Origin of the sequence: Stenotrophomonas sp. ZAC14D1_NAIMI4_1 (assembly GCF_003086775.1) — a bacterium.
Lineage (GTDB): Bacteria > Pseudomonadota > Gammaproteobacteria > Xanthomonadales > Xanthomonadaceae > Stenotrophomonas.
In genome coordinates this window covers 2,499,179-2,516,273 of record NZ_CP026001.1, presented here as the reverse complement: position 1 = coordinate 2,516,273, position 17,095 = coordinate 2,499,179, and the positions used below count along the sequence as shown (strand labels likewise).

Sequence of the window (17,095 nt, the reverse complement as noted above, 5' to 3'; positions counted from 1 at the left end):
CGTCTTACAGGCCCAGCGCCTTGGCCTTCAGCGCGTCGTAGTCGTCCTGCGTGATCAAGCCCAGGTCCAGCATTTCCTTGGCCTTCTTCAGCTTGGCCACCGGATCATCGGCCGCCGGCGCCGCCGGCTGCTGCAGGTTGCCCGCGCCGAACATGCCCGACGCCATGCCGACACCGACGAGGCCTGCCGCGCCGCCGGTCTCGCCGGCCGACTGGATGCCCTGGGCGACGCTGGCCTGCAGGTTGGAATTGCCGCGCGAACCGGACAGCGCGTCGGCGCGCTGCACGGTCTTCAGCAGTTCACGGGTGTTGGCGTCGTACTCGATCGAAACGATGGCGGTCTTGACGATGGCCAGGCCACGGTCGGACTGCCACTGGTAGGCCTGCTCGACCGCGGCCGACAGGCTGTGGGCGAAGCCGATCGAATCCTGCTGCAGCTTGGTGATGCGGTTGCCCTTGGCCGGGTCGTTCGTGTACAGGCTGAACGCCGGTGCCAGCGAACCCACCACTTCATTGAACAGCTGGGTTGCGGCGGCATTGTCCATGTCGGTGAAGTCGAACACCTGGCCCGGACGCAGGTAGCTGGCCGGCACGAAGTTCTTCACGAACAGGATCGGGTCGACGATCTTCAGCGTGTACGAGCCACGGGTGACCGCGCCGACCTGGGTGTTGAGGAAGCCATCGTCCCAGTAGATTTCAGACTGGGTGCCGAAGCGGTTGTCCGGCAGTTCCTTCAGCGAGACGAAGAACGCGGCCTGCTGCGAGCCCGGCTGGCCACCGAACTTGAAGCGTTCCCAGCTCTGCTTGATGAAGGTGCTGACCAGACCGTCGCCGGCGAAGATCGACTGCGAATTGAGGTCGTCCGAGCGCCATTCGTAACCACCGGCTTCGGCCACGAAGGCGGTGATGGCACCGTCCTGGAACAGCAGCAGGCCGTAGCCTTCGGGCACGATGATCTTCGAGCCGTTGCTGATGATGTTGGACGAGCCGCTGGTGTTGGAGCCGCGCCCGGCGTTGGCGCCGTTCGGCACGGCCGCGAACAGCGCCGCCGTCGACGGCAGGCCCGTCGGCACGGTGTAGAAGTCCTTCCACTGGTCGGCCAGAACACCGCCCACTGCACCCTTGACCGCCTGTACCAGACCCATGACCTGCTCCCTGTGGTTACCGGACAGGCACCGTGCCTGTCGTGCTCGGCTGACTATAGAGGAGCGGGGCGGTGCCTCGCCACCGGTGCCGCAGGCGCGCATTCATGCACGGCATGCCAGGCAGAACCGGCAGGAAAGGGCGGGACAGGCGGTTGCCCGTGCCCGCCCGGAGTACTTACGCCATGGCGCGAGTGATCAGCCCGTAGCCGATGAGCACGACCAGCAGGGCCGGCAGCGTCACGAACGACGCGATCATCCAGCGCAGTGCCTTGCGCGAGGCGATGGACGCCGGGCCGGTCTGGCCGGTGGCATTGAGTGACGAGGTCTTGTTGGCGTAGACGGTGGCGACGATGCCGAACGGCCAGAAGCCGCAGAAAATGCTCAGGACGGCGAGGAACAGATAGTCCTTGGGCGGAACGGCGGGTGCTGCGATCTCCATGAAAACGATTTCTCCTTGATGGGGGCGGGATTATGCCGCAGCCCCATCGTCGCCGCACAGGGCGCTGTGGCGATCAGCGCACCGATTGCGGCACCCGTCGCAGTTTGCTCGTGTCATAGCCCATTGCGGCGATACGGTCGACCGCCGGCTGGTAGTCCTGTGGCGAGACCTGCGGCGTGCGGGCCATGTACCAGACGTAGTCGCGCTTGCTGCGACCGACGATGGTCTGCTGATAGCCCTCGTCCAGCCACGCAATGATGTATTCGGCCTGGATGGGCCAGACGAACTGCATGCCCCAGACCGCACCGGCACCTTCCTTCTCGACCCGGCCAACCGGATGCATGCTCTTGAAGGGCGCATCGAAGCTGCCCTTGCGATAGGTAAAAGTGGTCTGGATGCGCCCGTCAGGCTTCAGCGCGTAGCTTTCCACCGCATCAAACGCTTCGCGCTCGGGCCAGGATGGGATGTGGGCGATCACGTACCAGTCACCCATGAAGCGCGGCACGTCCACCGATGCGGGGCGCGGGAGGGGGCGGGTGTCCTGGCTGCTGCAGCCCGCGCCAAACAGGGCCACGGCCAGAAGCGTGAACAACGGGGGCATACGCATGTCTACGTCTCCTTCAGCGTGGGCGGAACAGGTAGTGGGCGACCAGCCACTGCTGGCCATCGTCATAGCCGAACAGTTCGGCGCAGGCCATCCAGAACATGCGCCAGCGCTGCCACCAGATGCGCGCCGCGGCGTCGCCGTAGGTGGCCTGCAGGATGGGCATCAGCGATCCGCGCGCCGCGTCCTGGTTGTCCAGCCAGTGGTTGGCGGTACGCTCGTAATGGGTGCCATCCAGCAGCCAGCGCTGGTCCAGCTGCAGGTGCTGCTGGAAGTGCAGCAGGGTGTCGGCGGCCGGCATCAGGCCGCCGGTGAAGAAGTGCCGCCCCATCCAGTTGTCATCGCCTTCCGTCTCGAACGGATACATCAGCGTGCGGTGGGCAAAGATGTGCACGAACAGCGCGCCGTCCGGGCGCAGCCAGTCGGCGATGCGCTGCAGCAGCTGCTGGTAGTTGCGCACGTGCTCGAACATCTCCACCGACACGCAGCGGTCGAATCGCGCTGCCGGCAGTTCCAGCAGGTTGACGTCGCGGGTGAGCACCTCGACGTTGCGCAGGCTCCGCGCCTGGCACTGGCCGAGGATGTGCTCGCGCTGGCTGTGCGAATTGGAGACGGCGGTGATGCGCGCATTGGGATAGCGTTCGGCCATCCACAAGGTCAGCGAGCCCCAGCCACACCCCAGCTCGAGGATGTCCTGCCCGTCGCGCAGGCCGGCGCGCTGCGCGTACAGCTCCAGCATTGCGTCTTCGGCCTGGTCCAGGGTTTCGTGACCGGTGCGGTAATAGCAGCTGCTGTACTTCAGGCGCTTGCCGAGGCACGCCTGGAAAAAGGCGGCGGGCACCTCGTAATGCTGGCGGTTGGCCGCATCCACATGCAGGGCCAACGGACTGCCGGCGAGGTCGGCAATGCGCCGCTGGAAGCGCACCGACTGCGCGGCAAGGCCGCCCTCGGTTTCCTCCTGCAGGCGCTGCGCGCACTGGCGGCGTATGCCGGCCCGCAGGGCGACATCCGGAATCCAGCCGCGCTCGGCCCAGCCGGTCAGGCCGCCTTCGATCTGGACGGGTGGGTGCAGCGGGCTGGCAGTGTTCATGGCGTGCGGTCCTGGGAAGGGGAGGTGCGGGGGAACCACGGGAAGAACATCGACGTGCTGCGCTGGTAGTCGCGGTAGTCCTCGCCGCGGCTGCGCAGGGCCTGCTTCTCGGTGAAGGGCACGCCGCTGAGGTAACGCAGGAACAGGTACATCACCACCGGGCCGGACCAGGCCAGCCACCACAGCGGCGAGCCAACGGCGAGCAGCACGTAGGTAAACCAATGCAGCCATTCGAAGAAGTAGTTCGGGTGGCGCGAGTAACGCCACAGCCCCTGCCGGCAGGTGCGGCCCTTGTTGGCCGGATTGGCGCGGAAGCGCGCGAGCTGGCGATCGGCCAGTGCTTCGCCGCCGACACTGAGCAGCCACACCGCCACGGCGGCCGCGATCCACGCGGCGTGACCGGTGGACGGGTTGCGCGCAACCGCCAGGAACGGCAGCGCGAACAGCACCACCAGCAGGGCCTGGGCCATGAAGAACCCGAAGATCTTTCCCTGGTGGCCGTTCCAGTGCCCGCGCAGGTAGCGGTAGCGGCCATCCTCGTCTTCACTGCGCACGCGGTGCCAGAGGTGCAGGGCGAGCCGGCTGCCCCACAGGCCACCCAGCACGGCCAGTGCGATGCGCGGCTGCATCGCGCCATCGCCCAGCCAGGCCAGCAGCAGTGCGCCGGCCGCCACGCCCTTGGCCCACAGCACGTCGACCACGCCGATGTTGTGGTGGCGGCGCTGCCAGGCCCAGCCCCAGCACATCACCAGCACCGCGTAGAGCAGCACCCAGCCAAGCAGGTTCATGCGCGTGTTCCCTTGTGAGCGTTTCCGTGTGCATTCATGCCGGTGTTGCCGGTGCCGCGCCGTGCCAGTGCGCACAGCAGCGGCAGCGCGATGCTCCAGCCCACTCCCAGCAGCAGCACGCCGTGCCAAGCGGGCGCAGCAAAGTGCACCGCCTGGAAACCGCGCGCCGCCGAGATGTAGGCCAGCGGAGCCAGCAGCAGGCCGAAGGCTACCGGCAGCAGGCGATGGCGCTGCAGGAAGGCCATCGAACACGTCAGCGTCATGGCGAAGGCCGCCCACAGCGCCATGATCCAGGGCGGCGGCGCCCAGCCCAGGGGCGCGGCGGCATAACGCATCGCGCCGCTGGCGGCGGCAACCCCATCCACCAGCCAGGCGCAGGCGAGGGCAAGCAGCAGCAGGCGCAGTTCCAGCCGCGGCACAGGACTGGTGAGCACCTGGCTGGCGATGTACAGCGACGCCGCCACCAGGGCCGGCCATTGCCAGCCACGGCCCGCGCCCGCCACTGCGCACAGCCAGACCAGCTGGTTGCCGAGCAGGTTGGCCCACGTGCGGCCCATCTCAGGCCTCGCCGCCTGCGGGCACGTCCGTGCAATAGCCCGGGCGCGCCAGCAGCAGGTGCGATACGCCGATGGATCGCTCCAGGAAGCCGCCCTCGCAGTAGGCCAGGTAGAACTCCCACAGCCGGCAGAAGCGCTCGTCGAAGCCCTGTGCCTGCACGGCGGCACGCTGCGCCAGGAAGCGCTGCCGCCAGGCGCGCAGGGTGAGGGCGTAGGAGTGGCCGAAATCCTGTTGCGCCACCAGCTGCAGGTCACTGGCCCGGGTCTTGGCGGCCATGATCGCGTTGATCGAGGGAATGAAGCTGCCGGGGAAAACGAAACGCTTGATGTAGTCGACGCTGCGCCGGGCCTGCTCGTAGCGGTGGTCTTCGATGGTGATCGCCTGCAGCAGGGCCACGCCCTCGGGCTTCAGCAGGCGCTGCAGGGTGCCCATGTAGGTGTCGAGGAACTCGGCGCCGATGGCCTCGATCATCTCGATGGAAACCAGCTTGTCGAACTGTCCCTGCAGGTCGCGGTAGTCCTGCATCAGCACGCTGACGCGGTCCTGCAGGCCGGCGTCCTGTACGCGCTGCACGGCCAGCGCATGCTGTTCGGCGGAAATGGTGGTGGTGGTGACGTGGCAGCCGTAGTTGCGTGCGGCATGCACGGCGAAACCGCCCCAGCCGGTGCCGATCTCCACCACACGATCGCCCGGCTGCAGGCGCAGCTGCTGGCAGATGCGGTCCAGCTTGCGGGTCGAGGCCACCTCCAGCGTCTCGTCGGCCTGCGCGTACAACGCCGAGGAGTACATCAGGTCCGACGACAGGAACAAGGCGAAGAAATCGTTGCCCAGGTCGTAGTGCGCGGCAATGTTGCGACGGCTGCCCTCGCGGCTGTTGCGGCGCAGGCGGTTCCAGCCACGCAGCAGCCAGCCGGCCGCGCGTGCCGGGCCGCGCTCCATGCCATCGAGCAGGTCGCGGTTGCGCACCAGCAGGCGCACCAGTGCCACCAGGTCGTCGCAGCGCCAGTCACCATGGATGTAGCTTTCGCCGGCACCGACGCTGCCCTGCGCGGCCACCTTGCGGTAGAACGCCGGGTCGTCGATGGTCACCGTTGCCTGCAGCGGGCCGTGGCCATTGCCTAGCAGCACCTCGCCGAAGGCATCGCGCACGCGCAGCTGGCCGTCCCGCAACGGGGCGAGCTGCGCCAGCAGGCGGCGGCGCAGGAAGGCATCCAGTGCGCCGGCGCGGGGCAGGGCCACCGAAGGCGTCAGGTTGTTCATCGCGGTTTCTCGGCAAGGGAAGGGTGGTCGTGCACGGGGTTGCGCTTCATCCACAGGCGCAGTGCATGCCAGTGGATGGCCGCCACCACCTGCACGGTCATCAACGGGTAGGCCAGCAGCACGCGGGCCAGGCCGCGGCCATCCAGCGGGCGGCGCTGCATCGACTGGGTGGCATCAAACTGGCGGACGCCGTCGCGCCAGACCTGCATGTGCACGCGCAGCGCGTCGCCTGGTGCGTTGAAGCGCCAGTCGTAGCGGCAGTCCATCGGCATGAAGGGCGAGACGTGGAAGCACTTGTCGAACTGCCAGCGCAGGCTGCCGCCTTCGTGCTGGGCCTGCTCGACCGGCAGCACGTAGGCATGCCGTTCCTTCCACGGGGTGTTGGTGATGTCGGCGACGATGCAATCCAGCGTGCTGCCGTCAGCCTGGTAGCAGTAGTAGAAGCTGACCGGATTGAACACGTGGCCGCCGAAGCGCAGATGCGCCAGCAGGCGCACCGGGCCGGCAGGACGGCGGCCCAGCACGGTGGCGGCGTGGTCGCGCACGGCATCGGCCAGCGGCACCCCGGAGGCGCCCAGGTAATCACTGCGGCGGAATTCGGCCAGGTTGCGGCGGTTGACCGACCAGAGCCAGCGCCCGGCGAAGACCTGGTCCAGCTCGTCGAGGTCAAGCAGCAGCTGCGCGACGGGATAGCGGAACGCGTGCGCATGCGGGTGGTGCCGCCGGTGCTGCACATGGCCGAAGTAGAGCGCACTGGCGGTCATGCGGTGATCTCGGTCGGGCGCAGCGGCGATGCGATGCCGGTGCGGGAGCGCAGCGCGTCGACCGTGCGCCGCGCACTGGCGATGCCGTCTTCATGGAAGCCCCAGCCCCAGTAGGCGCCGGCGAACCAGGTATGGCGATGGCCCTGGATCTCGCCCCAGCGCTGCTGCGCGCGTACCGCGGCATGGTCGTGCACCGGGTGCGCGTAATGCAGACGGCGCAGCACCTTCGAGGGGTCGATGGCATCGCTGCGGTTGAGGGTCACCACCAGCGGCGTGTCGCCAGGCAGGCCCTGCAGCAGGTTCATGCAGTAGCTGACTGTGCACGGCGCGTCCGGGTCGGCAGGTACGTGCGCGTTCCAGGCGGCCCAGGCCTTGCGGTTGCGCGGCAGCAGCGAGGCGTCGGTGTGCAGCACCGCCTCGTTGGCCTGGTAACGGATGGCGCCCAGCACGGCGTGCTCGACCGGGTCGGCATCGGCCAACAGGGCCAGCGCCTGGTCGCTGTGGCAGGCCAGGATCACCTCGTCGAAGCCTTCGATGCCGGCGGCGCTGTGCACGCGCGCGCCCCAGGGCATGCGCTCGATCGCCCGGACCGGGGTTTCCAGCCGCTCGTGCACGCGCCAGCGGCTGCGCAGGGCATCCACATAGCGTGCCGAGCCACCCTTGACCACGCGCCACGGCGGGCGGCCGGTCATCTGCAGCATCTGGTGGTTGGCCATGAACTGGACCAGGTAGCGTGCCGGGAAGTCCAGCACGGTGGCCGTTGGCGAAGACCACAGCGCCGACGCCATCGGCAGCAGATGTTCCTCCACGAACGCATCGCCGTAACGCTGCTGCCGCAGGTACTGGCCCAGCGTCGGGCCCTCGGCTTCGGCCAGCAGCAGCGGCGCATCGCGGTAGAAGCGCCGCAGGTCGGCCAGCATGCCCCAGAAGCGCGGCGACACCAGGTTGCGGCGCTGGCAGAACAGCCCATCCAGCGAGGTGGCGTTGTACTCCACGCCGCTGCGCTCGCTGTGCATCGAGAAACTCATCGTGGTCGGCTGTGACGCCACGCCCAGCTCGTCGAACAGGGCGGTCAGCAGCGGATAGTGCTCGGGGTTGAACACGATGAAGCCGGTATCCACCGACAGCGGGCGCCCGTCTACCTCCACCTGATGGGTGTGGGTGTGACCGCCCAAGTAGTCGTTGGCTTCGTACAGGGTGACTTCGTGCTCGCCGTCCAGCCAGTACGCGCTGGCCAGCCCTGCAATGCCCGAACCGATGACCGCGATGCGCATGCTCAGTCCTTCGCCTTGGCCAGCACCCACTCGGGAATCGGCTTGAGACCACTGACCAAGCCCACCGCGGCCAGCAGCCGCAGCCCGTACCAGGTCAGGTCCACTTCCCACCAGCGGAAGCCCTGGCGGGCCGTCCCCGGGAAGAAGTGGTGGTTGTTGTGCCAGCCTTCGCCAAAGGTCAGCAGGGCCAGCCACAGGTTGTTGCGGCTGTCATCGCGGGTGTCGAAGCGGCGGCTGCCGAAGCGGTGGGCCAGCGAATTGATGGTGACCGTGGCATGGAAAAGCACTACGGTGGAGATGAAAAAGCCCCACACCAGCAGCTGTGGGCCCGTGGTATTCAGGCCGGGGGCCACGCGCTCCAGCAAGGCGCCGATGGCGTAGAGGGCTGCGGCCAGCAGCACCGGTACCGCGATATCGAAGCGGTCCAGCCAGCGCAGTTCGGGATAGCGGGCCAGATCGGGCACGCGGGACAGGTCGGTGGCGAAGGCCTCGCGGGTCAGAAACCAGCCCATGTGGCTGCGCCAGAAGCCACCGGTAACGGGCGAATGCGGATCCTGCGGCTGGTCGGCGTGGCGATGGTGGTGGCGATGGTGGGCGGCCCACCACAGCGGGCCGCGCTGCACGCTGGCCGCGCCGATCACCGCGAACACGAACTGCACCGGGCGCGATGCGTGGAACGTGCGATGCGAGAAGTAGCGGTGGTAGAACCCGGTGATGGCGAACATGCGCACCGCATACAGCGCCAGCGCTACCGCGACTGCGGTCCACGACACCCCCACCCAGATCACGCCCAGGCACGCCACGTGCAGCAGCACGAAGGGCACCGCGCGCAGCCAGTCGATGCGGCCGCGATGCGCCGCATCGGCCTGCGCTGCAGCGGCCTCGGTATCGAACCAGCGTCGCAGGGTGCGCAGCAGTCGCTCACGTCGGCGTGGAAGGGGCGCGGCGGCGGACATGGGCGAGGTCTCGAGGGCGTGTCTGTCTACATCTACGCGACAGGGCGCCAATTGGATGCAGTGAATGCGGATCGCGTGCGGCTTCACCTGCTGCTCACGGTGCAGCTCGCCACCAGCGGCTGCGACCAGGCCTGCTGCCATTGCGCCAGCGGCTGCGGCGACGCGGGCGCGGCGAAGCGGACAATGACGGCCGGATAGGCGCCGCGTGCATCGCGGAGGTTGCTGGTGCCGCGGAACTCGAGCAGGCGGCGGTCATCATCGGCATACACCAGCGACAGCCGGGGGGCGACCACGCCGTACCACGCCGCCAGGCGCACCTCGATGGCCTGCGCGGGGATGCCCTGCCAGTGCAGTGCGCCGGTCCGGCGCACGCTGACCGGGTAGAAGCGTTGCCGCCCCGGGACCAGGAAGGGCAGCTGGACCTGCTCGCCCTTCATCAACGCCGGCCAATGCGCGCGCACCGCCGCGTCGAAACCGGTGTCGATCACCGCGTCGGCGGGCAGTGGCACGCGGGCCTGGCGTTCGGCCTCCGCCGCGCTTTCCTTCCAGTCGATGCTGACCCGTGTGCCGGCCACCACCACGCGTGCGGCCTGGCCGCTGCGCCCGTCCTGCAGCAGGTAGCCCCGTGCCAGCGGCTGCGCGGTGCCCGGCAATTCCTTGCGGGCGAACGGGCGGCCATCCGGGCACAGGTACTGCACCCAGCGCTGCGCGCCCTCGGGCGCCCCGCGCCGCCAGTGCACTTCGCGGTAGGCGGGGGTGCCGTCGGCCAGGCTGGCAATGCCTTCGGTACGCAGCAGGGGCGTGGCGCTGGCCACGGTGGACAGGTACAGCAGCAGCCCGGCGGTGTGCATGAGGGGTCCTGGCGGTTGGCCTGCAGGTGATACGCATGGCAGCCCGGGTTGGATGCACGGCAGCGGGCTGCATCCAAACCGGCCTCTGCTGCGTACAGCACACAGACCCCCTTCACCTGCCTGATCGCCGCCCGGATGTACCCTGACGCCGCCAGCCCTTCCTTTGACTTCGATACCGCGCGCATCGTGTCCAGTTCCCAGCAGCCGAGCAACGAGCCGACGAACTGGACCGGTGACATGGACGGTGTGGCGCGCCTGCGCGACCGCGCCTGTTTCATGCGCATCTATGACCACTTCATGCCGCGGCTGTGCGTCTACCTGCGTGGCCTGGGGGCGCCGGAGGCGGTGGCCGAGGAATTGGCCCAGGAGTGCCTGCTGCGCCTGTGGCTGCGCGCCGCCGATTACGATGCGGCGCAGGGGGCGCTGAGCACCTGGCTGTACCGCATCGCGCGCAACCTGCAGATCGACCGGGTGCGCCATGAACGCAGCTGGATGCAGGTCCAGGCCGCGGTGGAGGAGGCGTCCAGCAGTGATGCGCAGTCGCACAGCAGTGCCGAGCACTATGCTGACCAGGCCAGGCTGCGCCAGCGCATCAACGAACTGCCGGCGGTGCAGGCACGGCTGGTGCGCATGTCCTATTTCGAAGCCAAGAGCCACGGTGAAATCTCCGAGGCGCTGGGGATGCCGCTGGGTACGGTGAAATCGCACCTGCGCCGGGCATTCCTGCAGCTGCAGTCGAAGGTGGGGGGCATGCCATGAACCCGCACCACCACCTGCATGAATCGACCCTGCTGAGCTACGCCGCCGGCGCGTTGCCCGCGCCGCTCAGCGTGGTGGCCGGTACCCACCTGGAGCAGTGCCCGCACTGCCGCCAGCGCCTGCGCGAGGCCGAGGCCATCGGTGCGGCGCTGATTGAACAGACCCAGCCGATGGTGGTCAGCGGGCGCGGCCCGGCACTGCGTGCAGCCATGCTGGCCGAGCTGGAGCGCAGTGAGCCTGCCGTGGCTGCCGTCGCCGTCGCCCGGCCGGCCGAGCCGCCGGTGGAGCGGCCTGAAGTGAATGCGGACCACCTGCCGGCCTCGTTGCATCCGTACTTCGGGCGCTCGCTGGGGGGACTGCGCTGGCGCTGGATCGCCCCGGGCGTGCATTGCATCCGCTCCGCAGAAATGCCGTCGCTGATCATGCTGAAGATCGCACCGGGCAAGTGCCTGCCGATGCACAGCCACGGCCGCAGCGAGCTTACCCAGATCCTGCGCGGTTCCTACAATGATGCGCTGGGCCTGTTCGCACCGGGCGATGTGGCCGACCTGGATGAAGATGTGGAGCACCAGCCGGTGACCGCACCCGGCGTGCCCTGCATCTGTGTGTCGGCGCTGGATGCCCCGCTGGTGTTCAGTGGTTGGCTGGCGCGCAAGATCCAGCGGTTCGTCAAGCTGTAGCACGCTGGGAGGAGGACCCATGGACAACGGCAATGCGCTGCGGGTGCTGGTGGTAGGCGCCACCGGGCTGGTGGGCCAGGGCGTGCTGCAGGCGTGCCTGCAATCGGCCGATGTGGCCCGGGTGGCCGCGCTGGTGCGGCGGTCGGGCAGCGTGGCGGGCAACGTCGATGAGATCGTGCTGCCGGACTTCCTGCGAGCCGCCACCTTGGGCGATGCGCTTGCGGGATTCGATGCCTGCTTCTATTGCGCCGGTGCGCCGCCCGTGGGTACGCCCGAGGCCGAGTACCGCGAAGTGACGCTGCAGGTAACCCGCGCCGTCGCTGACGCGTGGGCGGCGGCGAACCCTGGAGGATGCTTTCTGTACGTATCCGGTGCACATGCCAACCCGGGCAGCCGCATCATGCCGCTGCGGGTGAAGGGCGAGACCGAGCAGGCGCTGGCGCAACTTCCGGTACGCACGGTGATGCTGCGACCGGCGGGCGTGCGGCCGGTATCCGGTACGGGCACGCGGCACGCGCTGCTCAAGCCGTTCTATCTGCTGGCCCGCCCGCTGATGGCGGTGGCCGAAGGGCTGCTGCCCGCGCTGACCACCAGCAACCGGGCCATCGGCCAGGCAATGATCGCGCTGGCCGGGATGCCGGCACCGCCGGCGGTCGTGGAATGCGCGCAGATCAACCGGCTGGCGCGTGGGCCTTCAGCACGCTGACCACCGACTCCGCCAGATCGCTGCGGGTAAATGGCTTTGACAGCAGGGGCGCCGAGCGGCCCTTGCTGCCTACCGCATCGTGGTCACGCGGGTAGCCGGACGTGAACAGCACGGCCACGCTGGGCCAGCGTTCGCGTACCTGCCGGCCCAGCTCCCAGCCTGACATGCCCGGCATCACGATGTCGGAGAACAGCAGATCGATCTTCGCGTCCGGGCGTTCCAGCAGGCGCAGCGCGGACGGACCGTCGTGCGCTTCCAGCACCCGGTAGCCCAACTGGCGCAGCGCCTCGACGGTGTAGGCGCGCACGTCGTCGTTGTCTTCGGCGACCAGGATGGTTTCTTCGCGCGGTTCGTAGCCGGCCAGCCCGGTGGCTGCCACGGCGGTTTCACAGGGCAGCGCCAGCGACGAGCGCGGGAACATCATGGTGATGCTGGTGCCGCCGCCCTCCACCGAATCGATGAGGACGTGGCCACCGGACTGCTTGACGAAGCCATGCACCATCGACAGGCCCAGGCCGGTGCCACGGCCCACCTGCTTGGTGGTGAAGAAGGGCTCGAAGACCTTGGCAAGCGTATCGGCCGACATGCCGTGGCCGTTGTCGCGCACGCGCAGCATCACATACTCGCCGGGCGTTGCATCGGGGAACAGCGAGGCATAGTCATGGTCGAGGTGGCTGTTGTCCACTTCCACCACCAGGCGCCCACCGTGGGACATCGCGTCGCGCGCGTTCACCGCCAGGTTGAGCACCGAGGCTTCGAGCTGGCTGAGGTCCAGTTCGACACACCAGAGGCCCTCGGCGGTGCGGATGTCGAGCTGGACCAGCTCGCCCAGTGCCCGCTGCAGCATGTCATGCATGCCCAGCAGGGCATCGTTGAGATTGACGGCCTGGCTGCGCAGCGGCTGCTTGCGGGCGAAGGCCAGCAGGCGCTGGGTGAGGCTGGCCGCACGACCCACACCCTTCAACGCGTTGTCCAGCGCACGCGCAGTCATGTTGCCGGGCTGGCCGTCGCGCTGGTTCAGCAGCATCGCGTGTTCAACGTTGCCGGCGATCACGGTCAGGATGTTGTTGAAGTCATGGGCGATGCCACCGGTGAGCTGGCCCACCGCCTCGATCTTCTGTGCCTGCCGCAGCGCATGTTCGGCGTGGATGCGGGCCGTGGTCTCCACGGCCTCGGAAACCACTGCATTCACCGCACCCTCGGCGCCCTGCAGCGGGCGGAAGGAGAAATCAAAGCTGCGGTGGCCCGTCGGCAGTTCAAGGTCCATCGCCTGCAGGGCGCTGCGCCCCTTCGCGGCATCGCCCACCGCCTGCTCGACCATGCGCGCAAGCTCGGGGGTGCCGGCAAACCACGGCGACTCCCAGAAGGGCAGGCCGATGACATCGTCCTTTTCGGCCAGTACCGCAGCGAGCGAGGCAACATTGGCATCGACAATGCGGCCAGACGTATCGAGCAGGACCTGATGCTGGAAGCTGGACTCGAAGATGGCCTGCAGGCGCCGCTTGCTACCCTGCAGTTCGGCGGTACGCGCCTGCACCTGGCGCTCCAGTGACTCGTTGTCCTCACGCAGCGCCAGCTCGGCACGCTTCAGCGAGGACACGTCGCTGCCGAGGCAGGTATAGCCGGTGACGCTGCCATCGGCCGCACGCTCGGGCACGCAGTCCATCTGCACGAAACGTGACTCGCCGCTGCGATGGACCAGGGTGGTCTGGAAGCTGGCCCGCTCGCCGGCCAGTACCCGCTGCAGGCTGGGCAGGGCGTTGACAAAGGCCTCTTCTCCGCCGATCTCGGCAGCAGTGCGGCCGAGGATGCCCTGCAGGTCGGCGCCGTGCCAGTCAAGGAACGCCTTGTTGGCAAAGCGATAGCGGTGGTCGGTGTCGAGGTGGGCGATCAGCGCCGGCACCGCATCGGTGATCTGTTGCAGCTGCGCCTGGCTCTCGTCCAGCGCGGCCCGGGCATGGGCCAGCTGGCTGCGCTCGCTGGCCTCCTGGCGGGCGCGGCGGATCGCATCGGGCAGCCGCTGCAGGCGCTGCTTGACCACGTAGTCGCGCGCGCCGCGGGTGAGCGCCTGCACGGCCAGTTCTTCGGTCAGGGTGCCGGAGACGAAGATGAAGGGAATCTGCGGCGCGCGCTCGCGCGCCAGGTCGAGCGCGGCGTCGCCGTCGAAGCCCGGCAGCACGTGGTCAGCGAGGATGACGTCGAAACGATCACTCTCGATCGCTTCGATGAAGGCATCGCGGGTCCACAGGCGCTCGATCTCGAAATCCAGCCCGGCCCGCTGCAATTGCGCCGTGATCAGCTCCGCATCGAGCGCGCTGTCCTCCAGCATGAGGATGCGCAGGTGCGACGCGCGGCGCGTGGCATCACGCATCGCGGGGACCTGTTCCGATGGACGGGTGCGGCGGCGGCTGGTTGGTGATGCCCCAGAACATGCCCAGGCCCTGGATGGCGTCGAAGAACTCCTTGAAGTCCACCGGCTTGACCACGAAGGCATTCACGCCCAGCTGGTAGCTGCGCACCAGGTCCTGCTCCTCGCGGGACGAGGTGAGCATGACGATCGGCGTACTGCTGAGCGACGCGTCGTTGCGCACCTGCTCCAGGACTTCCAGGCCATTGATCTTCGGCAGTTTCAGGTCGAGCAGCACCACCACCGGGCCGCCATGCTGCGTGCCAGCATAGGCGCCCTCGCAGCGCAGGTAGTCCAGCGCTTCAGCGCCGTCGCGCACGTGGATGACGTCGTTCAGCAGCTGGCAGCGCGCCAGCGCAGCCATCGTCAGCTCGGCATCCTTGGGGCTGTCTTCAACCAGAAGGATGGGCCGCAGATCCCTCATGGGTGTTCTCCGTTTTGATGGGGCAGGGTGAAATACAGCGTGGCGCCCTTGCCAGGCACGCCCTCGGCCCAGGTGCGGCCGCCATGGCGGCCGACGATGCGGCGCACATTGGCCAGGCCGATGCCGGTGCCTTCGAATTCCTCGACGTGGTGCAGGCGCTGGAACACGCCGAACAGCTTGTCGACGTAGCGCATGTCGAAACCGCAGCCATTGTCGCGGACGAAGAAGATGTCTTCCTCGTTGGTGCGTTCGCAGCCGACCTCGATGATGGCGTGCTCGCGTTCGCGGGTGAACTTGACCGCATTGGACAGCAGGTTCTGCCAGACCAGGCGCATCATCGTCGGGTCGGCCTCGATGACCGGCAGCGCGCCGACCTTCCACTCGACTTCGCGCCCGGCATGGTCGAAGGCCAGGGTGCGGCGTACATCGCTGACCAGGGCGCCCATGTCCAGGCGCATGCGCCCCAGCGTCGAGCGGCCCATCTGCGAGAAGCTCAGCAGGTCATCGACCAGCGTGCCGGCCGACTTCGCCGATTCGACGATGGTGTCCAGGAAGCGGCGCTCGGTGGCGTTCAGGCGCTCGGCGGCGGAACTGCCGAGCAGCTCGGAATAGCCCACGATATGGCGGAACGGAGCGCGCAGGTCATGGCTGACCGAATAAGAGAAGGCCTCCAGCTCCTTGTTGCTGCGCAGGAGCTGCTCGTTGAGCTCGGCCATCTCTTCGGCCTTGCGCAGCACGATGTCGACGATGGCGGTGCGCATTTCATGCGCCGCATCGCGGTCGGCATCGGTCCAGGGCAGGCTGCGCTGCTGCACGGTCTCCTTCCACGCCTCGAAGGAATGTCGTGGCGAAAGAACCGTCCCCGGTGCCGCGGTCTTGCGCGGGTCGCCGCCCCAGCGCACGGTGCGCACCACTTCGGGGCGGAACCACATCAGGAAACTGTCGTGCAGCTGCGAGATCGACACCGCCAGCAGTCCACTTGCCGTGTCGGTGAGGGCCTCGCCCGCGGCCCACGCGCTGGCCAGGTGGTCGGTCGCATGGACTTCATCGCCGGCGTGCTCGGTCGCCAGCCAGCGGGCGATGTCCAGCACTTCATGGCGGCTGGGGCACTGGCCCACCAGCAGGCAATCACCCTTGTGCACGATCGCCGCGCCGGCCGCGTTGGTCAGTGACATCAGGCTGGCCGGATCCTGGCGCAGCGCGGCCATGAACTCCTCGTCGCCAGCCATGCGCCCCAGCAGCCGCACCAGCACCGAACGCCGGTTGATGCGTTCTTCCACCGCACGTGCCCGTTCCTTCAAGGCAATCTGCAGCGAGACGATCTGGCCCATGAACTCGCACGCCGTGCGCACCGGGTAGGGCAGGCGGCGGGCGTCCGCGCTGTGGCAGGACACCAGGCCCCAGAGCTGGCCCTCGTGGATGAGCGAGACCGACATGGATGAGCCGGTGCCCATGTTGCGCATGTACTGCAGGTGCACCGGCGAAACGCTGCGCAGCACCGACAGGCTCAGGTCGGTCGGCGCTGCATCGGCATGCCGTGCGGCGCGTACCAGCGGCACTGCGCTGTAATTGGCATCGGCGATCAGGCGCACGCGGTTGCGGCGGTAGAGCTCGCGCGCCTGTGCGGGAATGTCCGATTCCGGGAAGCGCAGGTCGAGGTAGGAGGGCAGAACACCGTTGCCGTCCTCGGCGATGACGATGCCGTTCCAGCCGCTGTCGAACTGGTACACCAGGGTGCGGTCGAAGCCGGTCATCGCGCGCATGTGCTCGGCGGCGATCTGGCACAGCGCCTCCACCGTGCTGGCCGTCTCGATGGCGGCCATCAGTTGCCGGATGGCGGGATACAGCGCTTCAAGCGAGGTCGGCTGGCCCGCAACCGGCGATTCCAGTTCCAGCAGCACGGCCTGCGCCGAGCGGTGGGCCAGTACCTGGTGGCGGCCATGCTCCGCAAGATCGATGGAACCCAGATGCAGCGAACTGTCCGTCGCCAACTGGCGGACCGGCTCGACGCAGTCTGCCAATGCGCCGCCCAGGACCGTCTCGAGCGTCTGCCCGAGCGGATCGCCGAAGCGCTCGAGCAGCGCGGGTTCGCTCACTGCGCGCTCAAGCACCTCCAGGGATGCCGGGTCGATCACCAGCAGCACGCCGTAAGGCTGGATCGCCCCGGGGGTGTGGATGGGCTCCCGCGCGCAGAGATCCAGCGCGACGTCCTGCGAGGTCTCAGTAGAGGCCATCAGCAACGCTCGCAATTCGGGGCAGGTTGGCAGCGCCGCAATGCACGCCACGACGCACGTCTGAGTCGGAAGAAAAAGCCATCGCCACATGGTGAAGCAAAAACCGTGATTCGCATACAACTCTTTCATGTGAAGACGAACGCGCAACGCACTGAAC

At 68.1% G+C, this 17,095-nt stretch carries 17 protein-coding genes; 3 read left to right on the top strand and 14 right to left on the bottom strand.

Annotation, left to right across the window (positions count from 1 at the left end; translation table 11 throughout):
• Positions 1-4: 4 nt before the first annotated feature.
• From C1927_RS11665 to C1927_RS11615, 11 genes are all read right to left on the bottom strand, one after another.
• Positions 5-1,144, bottom strand: coding sequence for an SPFH domain-containing protein (locus C1927_RS11665; protein WP_108746758.1), 1,140 nt, complete (start codon positions 1,142-1,144; stop codon positions 5-7).
• A gap of 175 nt (positions 1,145-1,319) precedes the next feature.
• Entirely contained in the window at positions 1,320-1,583 is a 264-nt protein-coding gene (locus C1927_RS11660; protein WP_108746757.1) for a CD225/dispanin family protein, read from the bottom strand.
• Positions 1,584-1,656: 73 nt separating this feature from the next.
• The gene (locus tag C1927_RS11655) at positions 1,657-2,190 is read right to left on the bottom strand and encodes a lipocalin family protein (RefSeq protein ID WP_108746756.1); all 534 of its coding nucleotides are present in this window, start codon (positions 2,188-2,190) and stop codon (positions 1,657-1,659) included.
• 13 nt (positions 2,191-2,203) lie between these two features.
• Entirely contained in the window at positions 2,204-3,277 is a 1,074-nt protein-coding gene (locus C1927_RS11650) for a class I SAM-dependent methyltransferase (protein WP_079222001.1), read from the bottom strand.
• Positions 3,274-4,065, bottom strand: a complete 792-nt coding sequence (locus C1927_RS11645; RefSeq protein WP_079222000.1) for a DUF1295 domain-containing protein — start codon at positions 4,063-4,065, stop codon at positions 3,274-3,276. Before C1927_RS11645 ends, C1927_RS11650 begins: the two co-directional genes overlap by 4 nt.
• On the bottom strand, positions 4,062-4,622 hold the full coding sequence (locus C1927_RS11640; RefSeq protein ID WP_079221999.1) for a DUF2878 domain-containing protein: 561 nt from the start codon (positions 4,620-4,622) through the stop codon (positions 4,062-4,064). Before C1927_RS11640 ends, C1927_RS11645 begins: the two co-directional genes overlap by 4 nt.
• Position 4,623: 1 nt before the next feature.
• The gene (locus tag C1927_RS11635) at positions 4,624-5,883 is read right to left on the bottom strand and encodes a cyclopropane-fatty-acyl-phospholipid synthase family protein (protein ID WP_079221998.1); all 1,260 of its coding nucleotides are present in this window, start codon (positions 5,881-5,883) and stop codon (positions 4,624-4,626) included.
• Complete coding sequence (locus C1927_RS11630) at positions 5,880-6,647, bottom strand: DUF1365 domain-containing protein (RefSeq protein WP_079221997.1); 768 nt, start codon at positions 6,645-6,647, stop codon at positions 5,880-5,882. The genes C1927_RS11635 and C1927_RS11630 overlap by 4 nt, the downstream gene beginning before the upstream one ends.
• The gene (locus C1927_RS11625; RefSeq protein ID WP_108746755.1) at positions 6,644-7,921 is read right to left on the bottom strand and encodes an FAD-dependent oxidoreductase; all 1,278 of its coding nucleotides are present in this window, start codon (positions 7,919-7,921) and stop codon (positions 6,644-6,646) included. The genes C1927_RS11630 and C1927_RS11625 overlap by 4 nt, the downstream gene beginning before the upstream one ends.
• Positions 7,922-7,923: 2 nt before the next feature.
• A complete protein-coding gene (locus tag C1927_RS11620; RefSeq protein ID WP_079221995.1) occupies positions 7,924-8,877 on the bottom strand; it encodes a fatty acid desaturase in 954 nt (317 codons plus the stop codon).
• An 83-nt stretch (positions 8,878-8,960) separates the two neighbouring features.
• Entirely contained in the window at positions 8,961-9,728 is a 768-nt protein-coding gene (locus C1927_RS11615) for a hypothetical protein (RefSeq protein WP_108746754.1), read from the bottom strand.
• A gap of 135 nt (positions 9,729-9,863) precedes the next feature.
• Between C1927_RS11615 and C1927_RS11610 the strand changes: the two genes are divergently transcribed.
• Genes C1927_RS11610 through C1927_RS11600 form a run of 3 tightly spaced genes read left to right on the top strand, consistent with a single transcriptional unit; the run spans position 9,864 to position 11,873 of the window.
• Entirely contained in the window at positions 9,864-10,487 is a 624-nt protein-coding gene (locus tag C1927_RS11610) for a sigma-70 family RNA polymerase sigma factor (protein ID WP_108746753.1), read from the top strand.
• Positions 10,484-11,167 carry a ChrR family anti-sigma-E factor gene (locus C1927_RS11605; RefSeq protein WP_108746752.1) on the top strand — a complete coding sequence of 228 codons (684 nt, stop codon included), beginning with the start codon at positions 10,484-10,486 and terminating at the stop codon, positions 11,165-11,167. Before C1927_RS11610 ends, C1927_RS11605 begins: the two co-directional genes overlap by 4 nt.
• Positions 11,168-11,186: 19 nt before the next feature.
• Positions 11,187-11,873 carry an NAD(P)H-binding protein gene (locus C1927_RS11600; RefSeq protein WP_108746751.1) on the top strand — a complete coding sequence of 229 codons (687 nt, stop codon included), beginning with the start codon at positions 11,187-11,189 and terminating at the stop codon, positions 11,871-11,873.
• Here the strand turns inward: C1927_RS11600 and C1927_RS11595 are convergent.
• Genes C1927_RS11595 through C1927_RS11585 form a run of 3 tightly spaced genes read right to left on the bottom strand, consistent with a single transcriptional unit; the run spans position 11,839 to position 16,938 of the window.
• Complete coding sequence (locus C1927_RS11595; protein ID WP_108746750.1) at positions 11,839-14,244, bottom strand: hybrid sensor histidine kinase/response regulator; 2,406 nt, start codon at positions 14,242-14,244, stop codon at positions 11,839-11,841. The two genes, C1927_RS11600 and C1927_RS11595, sit on opposite strands and share 35 nt — an antisense overlap.
• On the bottom strand, positions 14,237-14,704 hold the full coding sequence (locus tag C1927_RS11590) for a response regulator (RefSeq protein WP_079221989.1): 468 nt from the start codon (positions 14,702-14,704) through the stop codon (positions 14,237-14,239). The genes C1927_RS11595 and C1927_RS11590 overlap by 8 nt, the downstream gene beginning before the upstream one ends.
• On the bottom strand, positions 14,701-16,938 hold the full coding sequence (locus tag C1927_RS11585; protein ID WP_108747833.1) for an ATP-binding protein: 2,238 nt from the start codon (positions 16,936-16,938) through the stop codon (positions 14,701-14,703). The genes C1927_RS11590 and C1927_RS11585 overlap by 4 nt, the downstream gene beginning before the upstream one ends.
• Positions 16,939-17,095 lie beyond the last annotated feature (157 nt).

What these genes read in the sequence shown, in the direction of transcription:
- C1927_RS11650 (WP_079222001.1), bottom strand. Translation starts at nt 3,277, where the DNA reads ATGAACACTGCCAGCCCGCTGCACCCACCCGTCCAGATCGAAGGCGGC.
- C1927_RS11610 (WP_108746753.1), top strand. Translation starts at nt 9,864, where the DNA reads ATGTACCCTGACGCCGCCAGCCCTTCCTTTGACTTCGATACCGCGCGC.
- C1927_RS11600 (WP_108746751.1), top strand. Translation starts at nt 11,187, where the DNA reads ATGGACAACGGCAATGCGCTGCGGGTGCTGGTGGTAGGCGCCACCGGG.
- C1927_RS11660 (WP_108746757.1), bottom strand. Translation starts at nt 1,583, where the DNA reads ATGGAGATCGCAGCACCCGCCGTTCCGCCCAAGGACTATCTGTTCCTC.
- C1927_RS11630 (WP_079221997.1), bottom strand. Translation starts at nt 6,647, where the DNA reads ATGACCGCCAGTGCGCTCTACTTCGGCCATGTGCAGCACCGGCGGCAC.
- C1927_RS11655 (WP_108746756.1), bottom strand. Translation starts at nt 2,190, where the DNA reads ATGCGTATGCCCCCGTTGTTCACGCTTCTGGCCGTGGCCCTGTTTGGC.
- C1927_RS11615 (WP_108746754.1), bottom strand. Translation starts at nt 9,728, where the DNA reads ATGCACACCGCCGGGCTGCTGCTGTACCTGTCCACCGTGGCCAGCGCC.
- C1927_RS11595 (WP_108746750.1), bottom strand. Translation starts at nt 14,244, where the DNA reads ATGCGTGATGCCACGCGCCGCGCGTCGCACCTGCGCATCCTCATGCTG.
- C1927_RS11640 (WP_079221999.1), bottom strand. Translation starts at nt 4,622, where the DNA reads ATGGGCCGCACGTGGGCCAACCTGCTCGGCAACCAGCTGGTCTGGCTG.
- C1927_RS11585 (WP_108747833.1), bottom strand. Translation starts at nt 16,938, where the DNA reads ATGGCCTCTACTGAGACCTCGCAGGACGTCGCGCTGGATCTCTGCGCG.
- C1927_RS11590 (WP_079221989.1), bottom strand. Translation starts at nt 14,704, where the DNA reads ATGAGGGATCTGCGGCCCATCCTTCTGGTTGAAGACAGCCCCAAGGAT.
- C1927_RS11625 (WP_108746755.1), bottom strand. Translation starts at nt 7,921, where the DNA reads ATGCGCATCGCGGTCATCGGTTCGGGCATTGCAGGGCTGGCCAGCGCG.
- C1927_RS11645 (WP_079222000.1), bottom strand. Translation starts at nt 4,065, where the DNA reads ATGAACCTGCTTGGCTGGGTGCTGCTCTACGCGGTGCTGGTGATGTGC.
- C1927_RS11620 (WP_079221995.1), bottom strand. Translation starts at nt 8,877, where the DNA reads ATGTCCGCCGCCGCGCCCCTTCCACGCCGACGTGAGCGACTGCTGCGC.
- C1927_RS11605 (WP_108746752.1), top strand. Translation starts at nt 10,484, where the DNA reads ATGAACCCGCACCACCACCTGCATGAATCGACCCTGCTGAGCTACGCC.
- C1927_RS11635 (WP_079221998.1), bottom strand. Translation starts at nt 5,883, where the DNA reads ATGAACAACCTGACGCCTTCGGTGGCCCTGCCCCGCGCCGGCGCACTG.
- C1927_RS11665 (WP_108746758.1), bottom strand. Translation starts at nt 1,144, where the DNA reads ATGGGTCTGGTACAGGCGGTCAAGGGTGCAGTGGGCGGTGTTCTGGCC.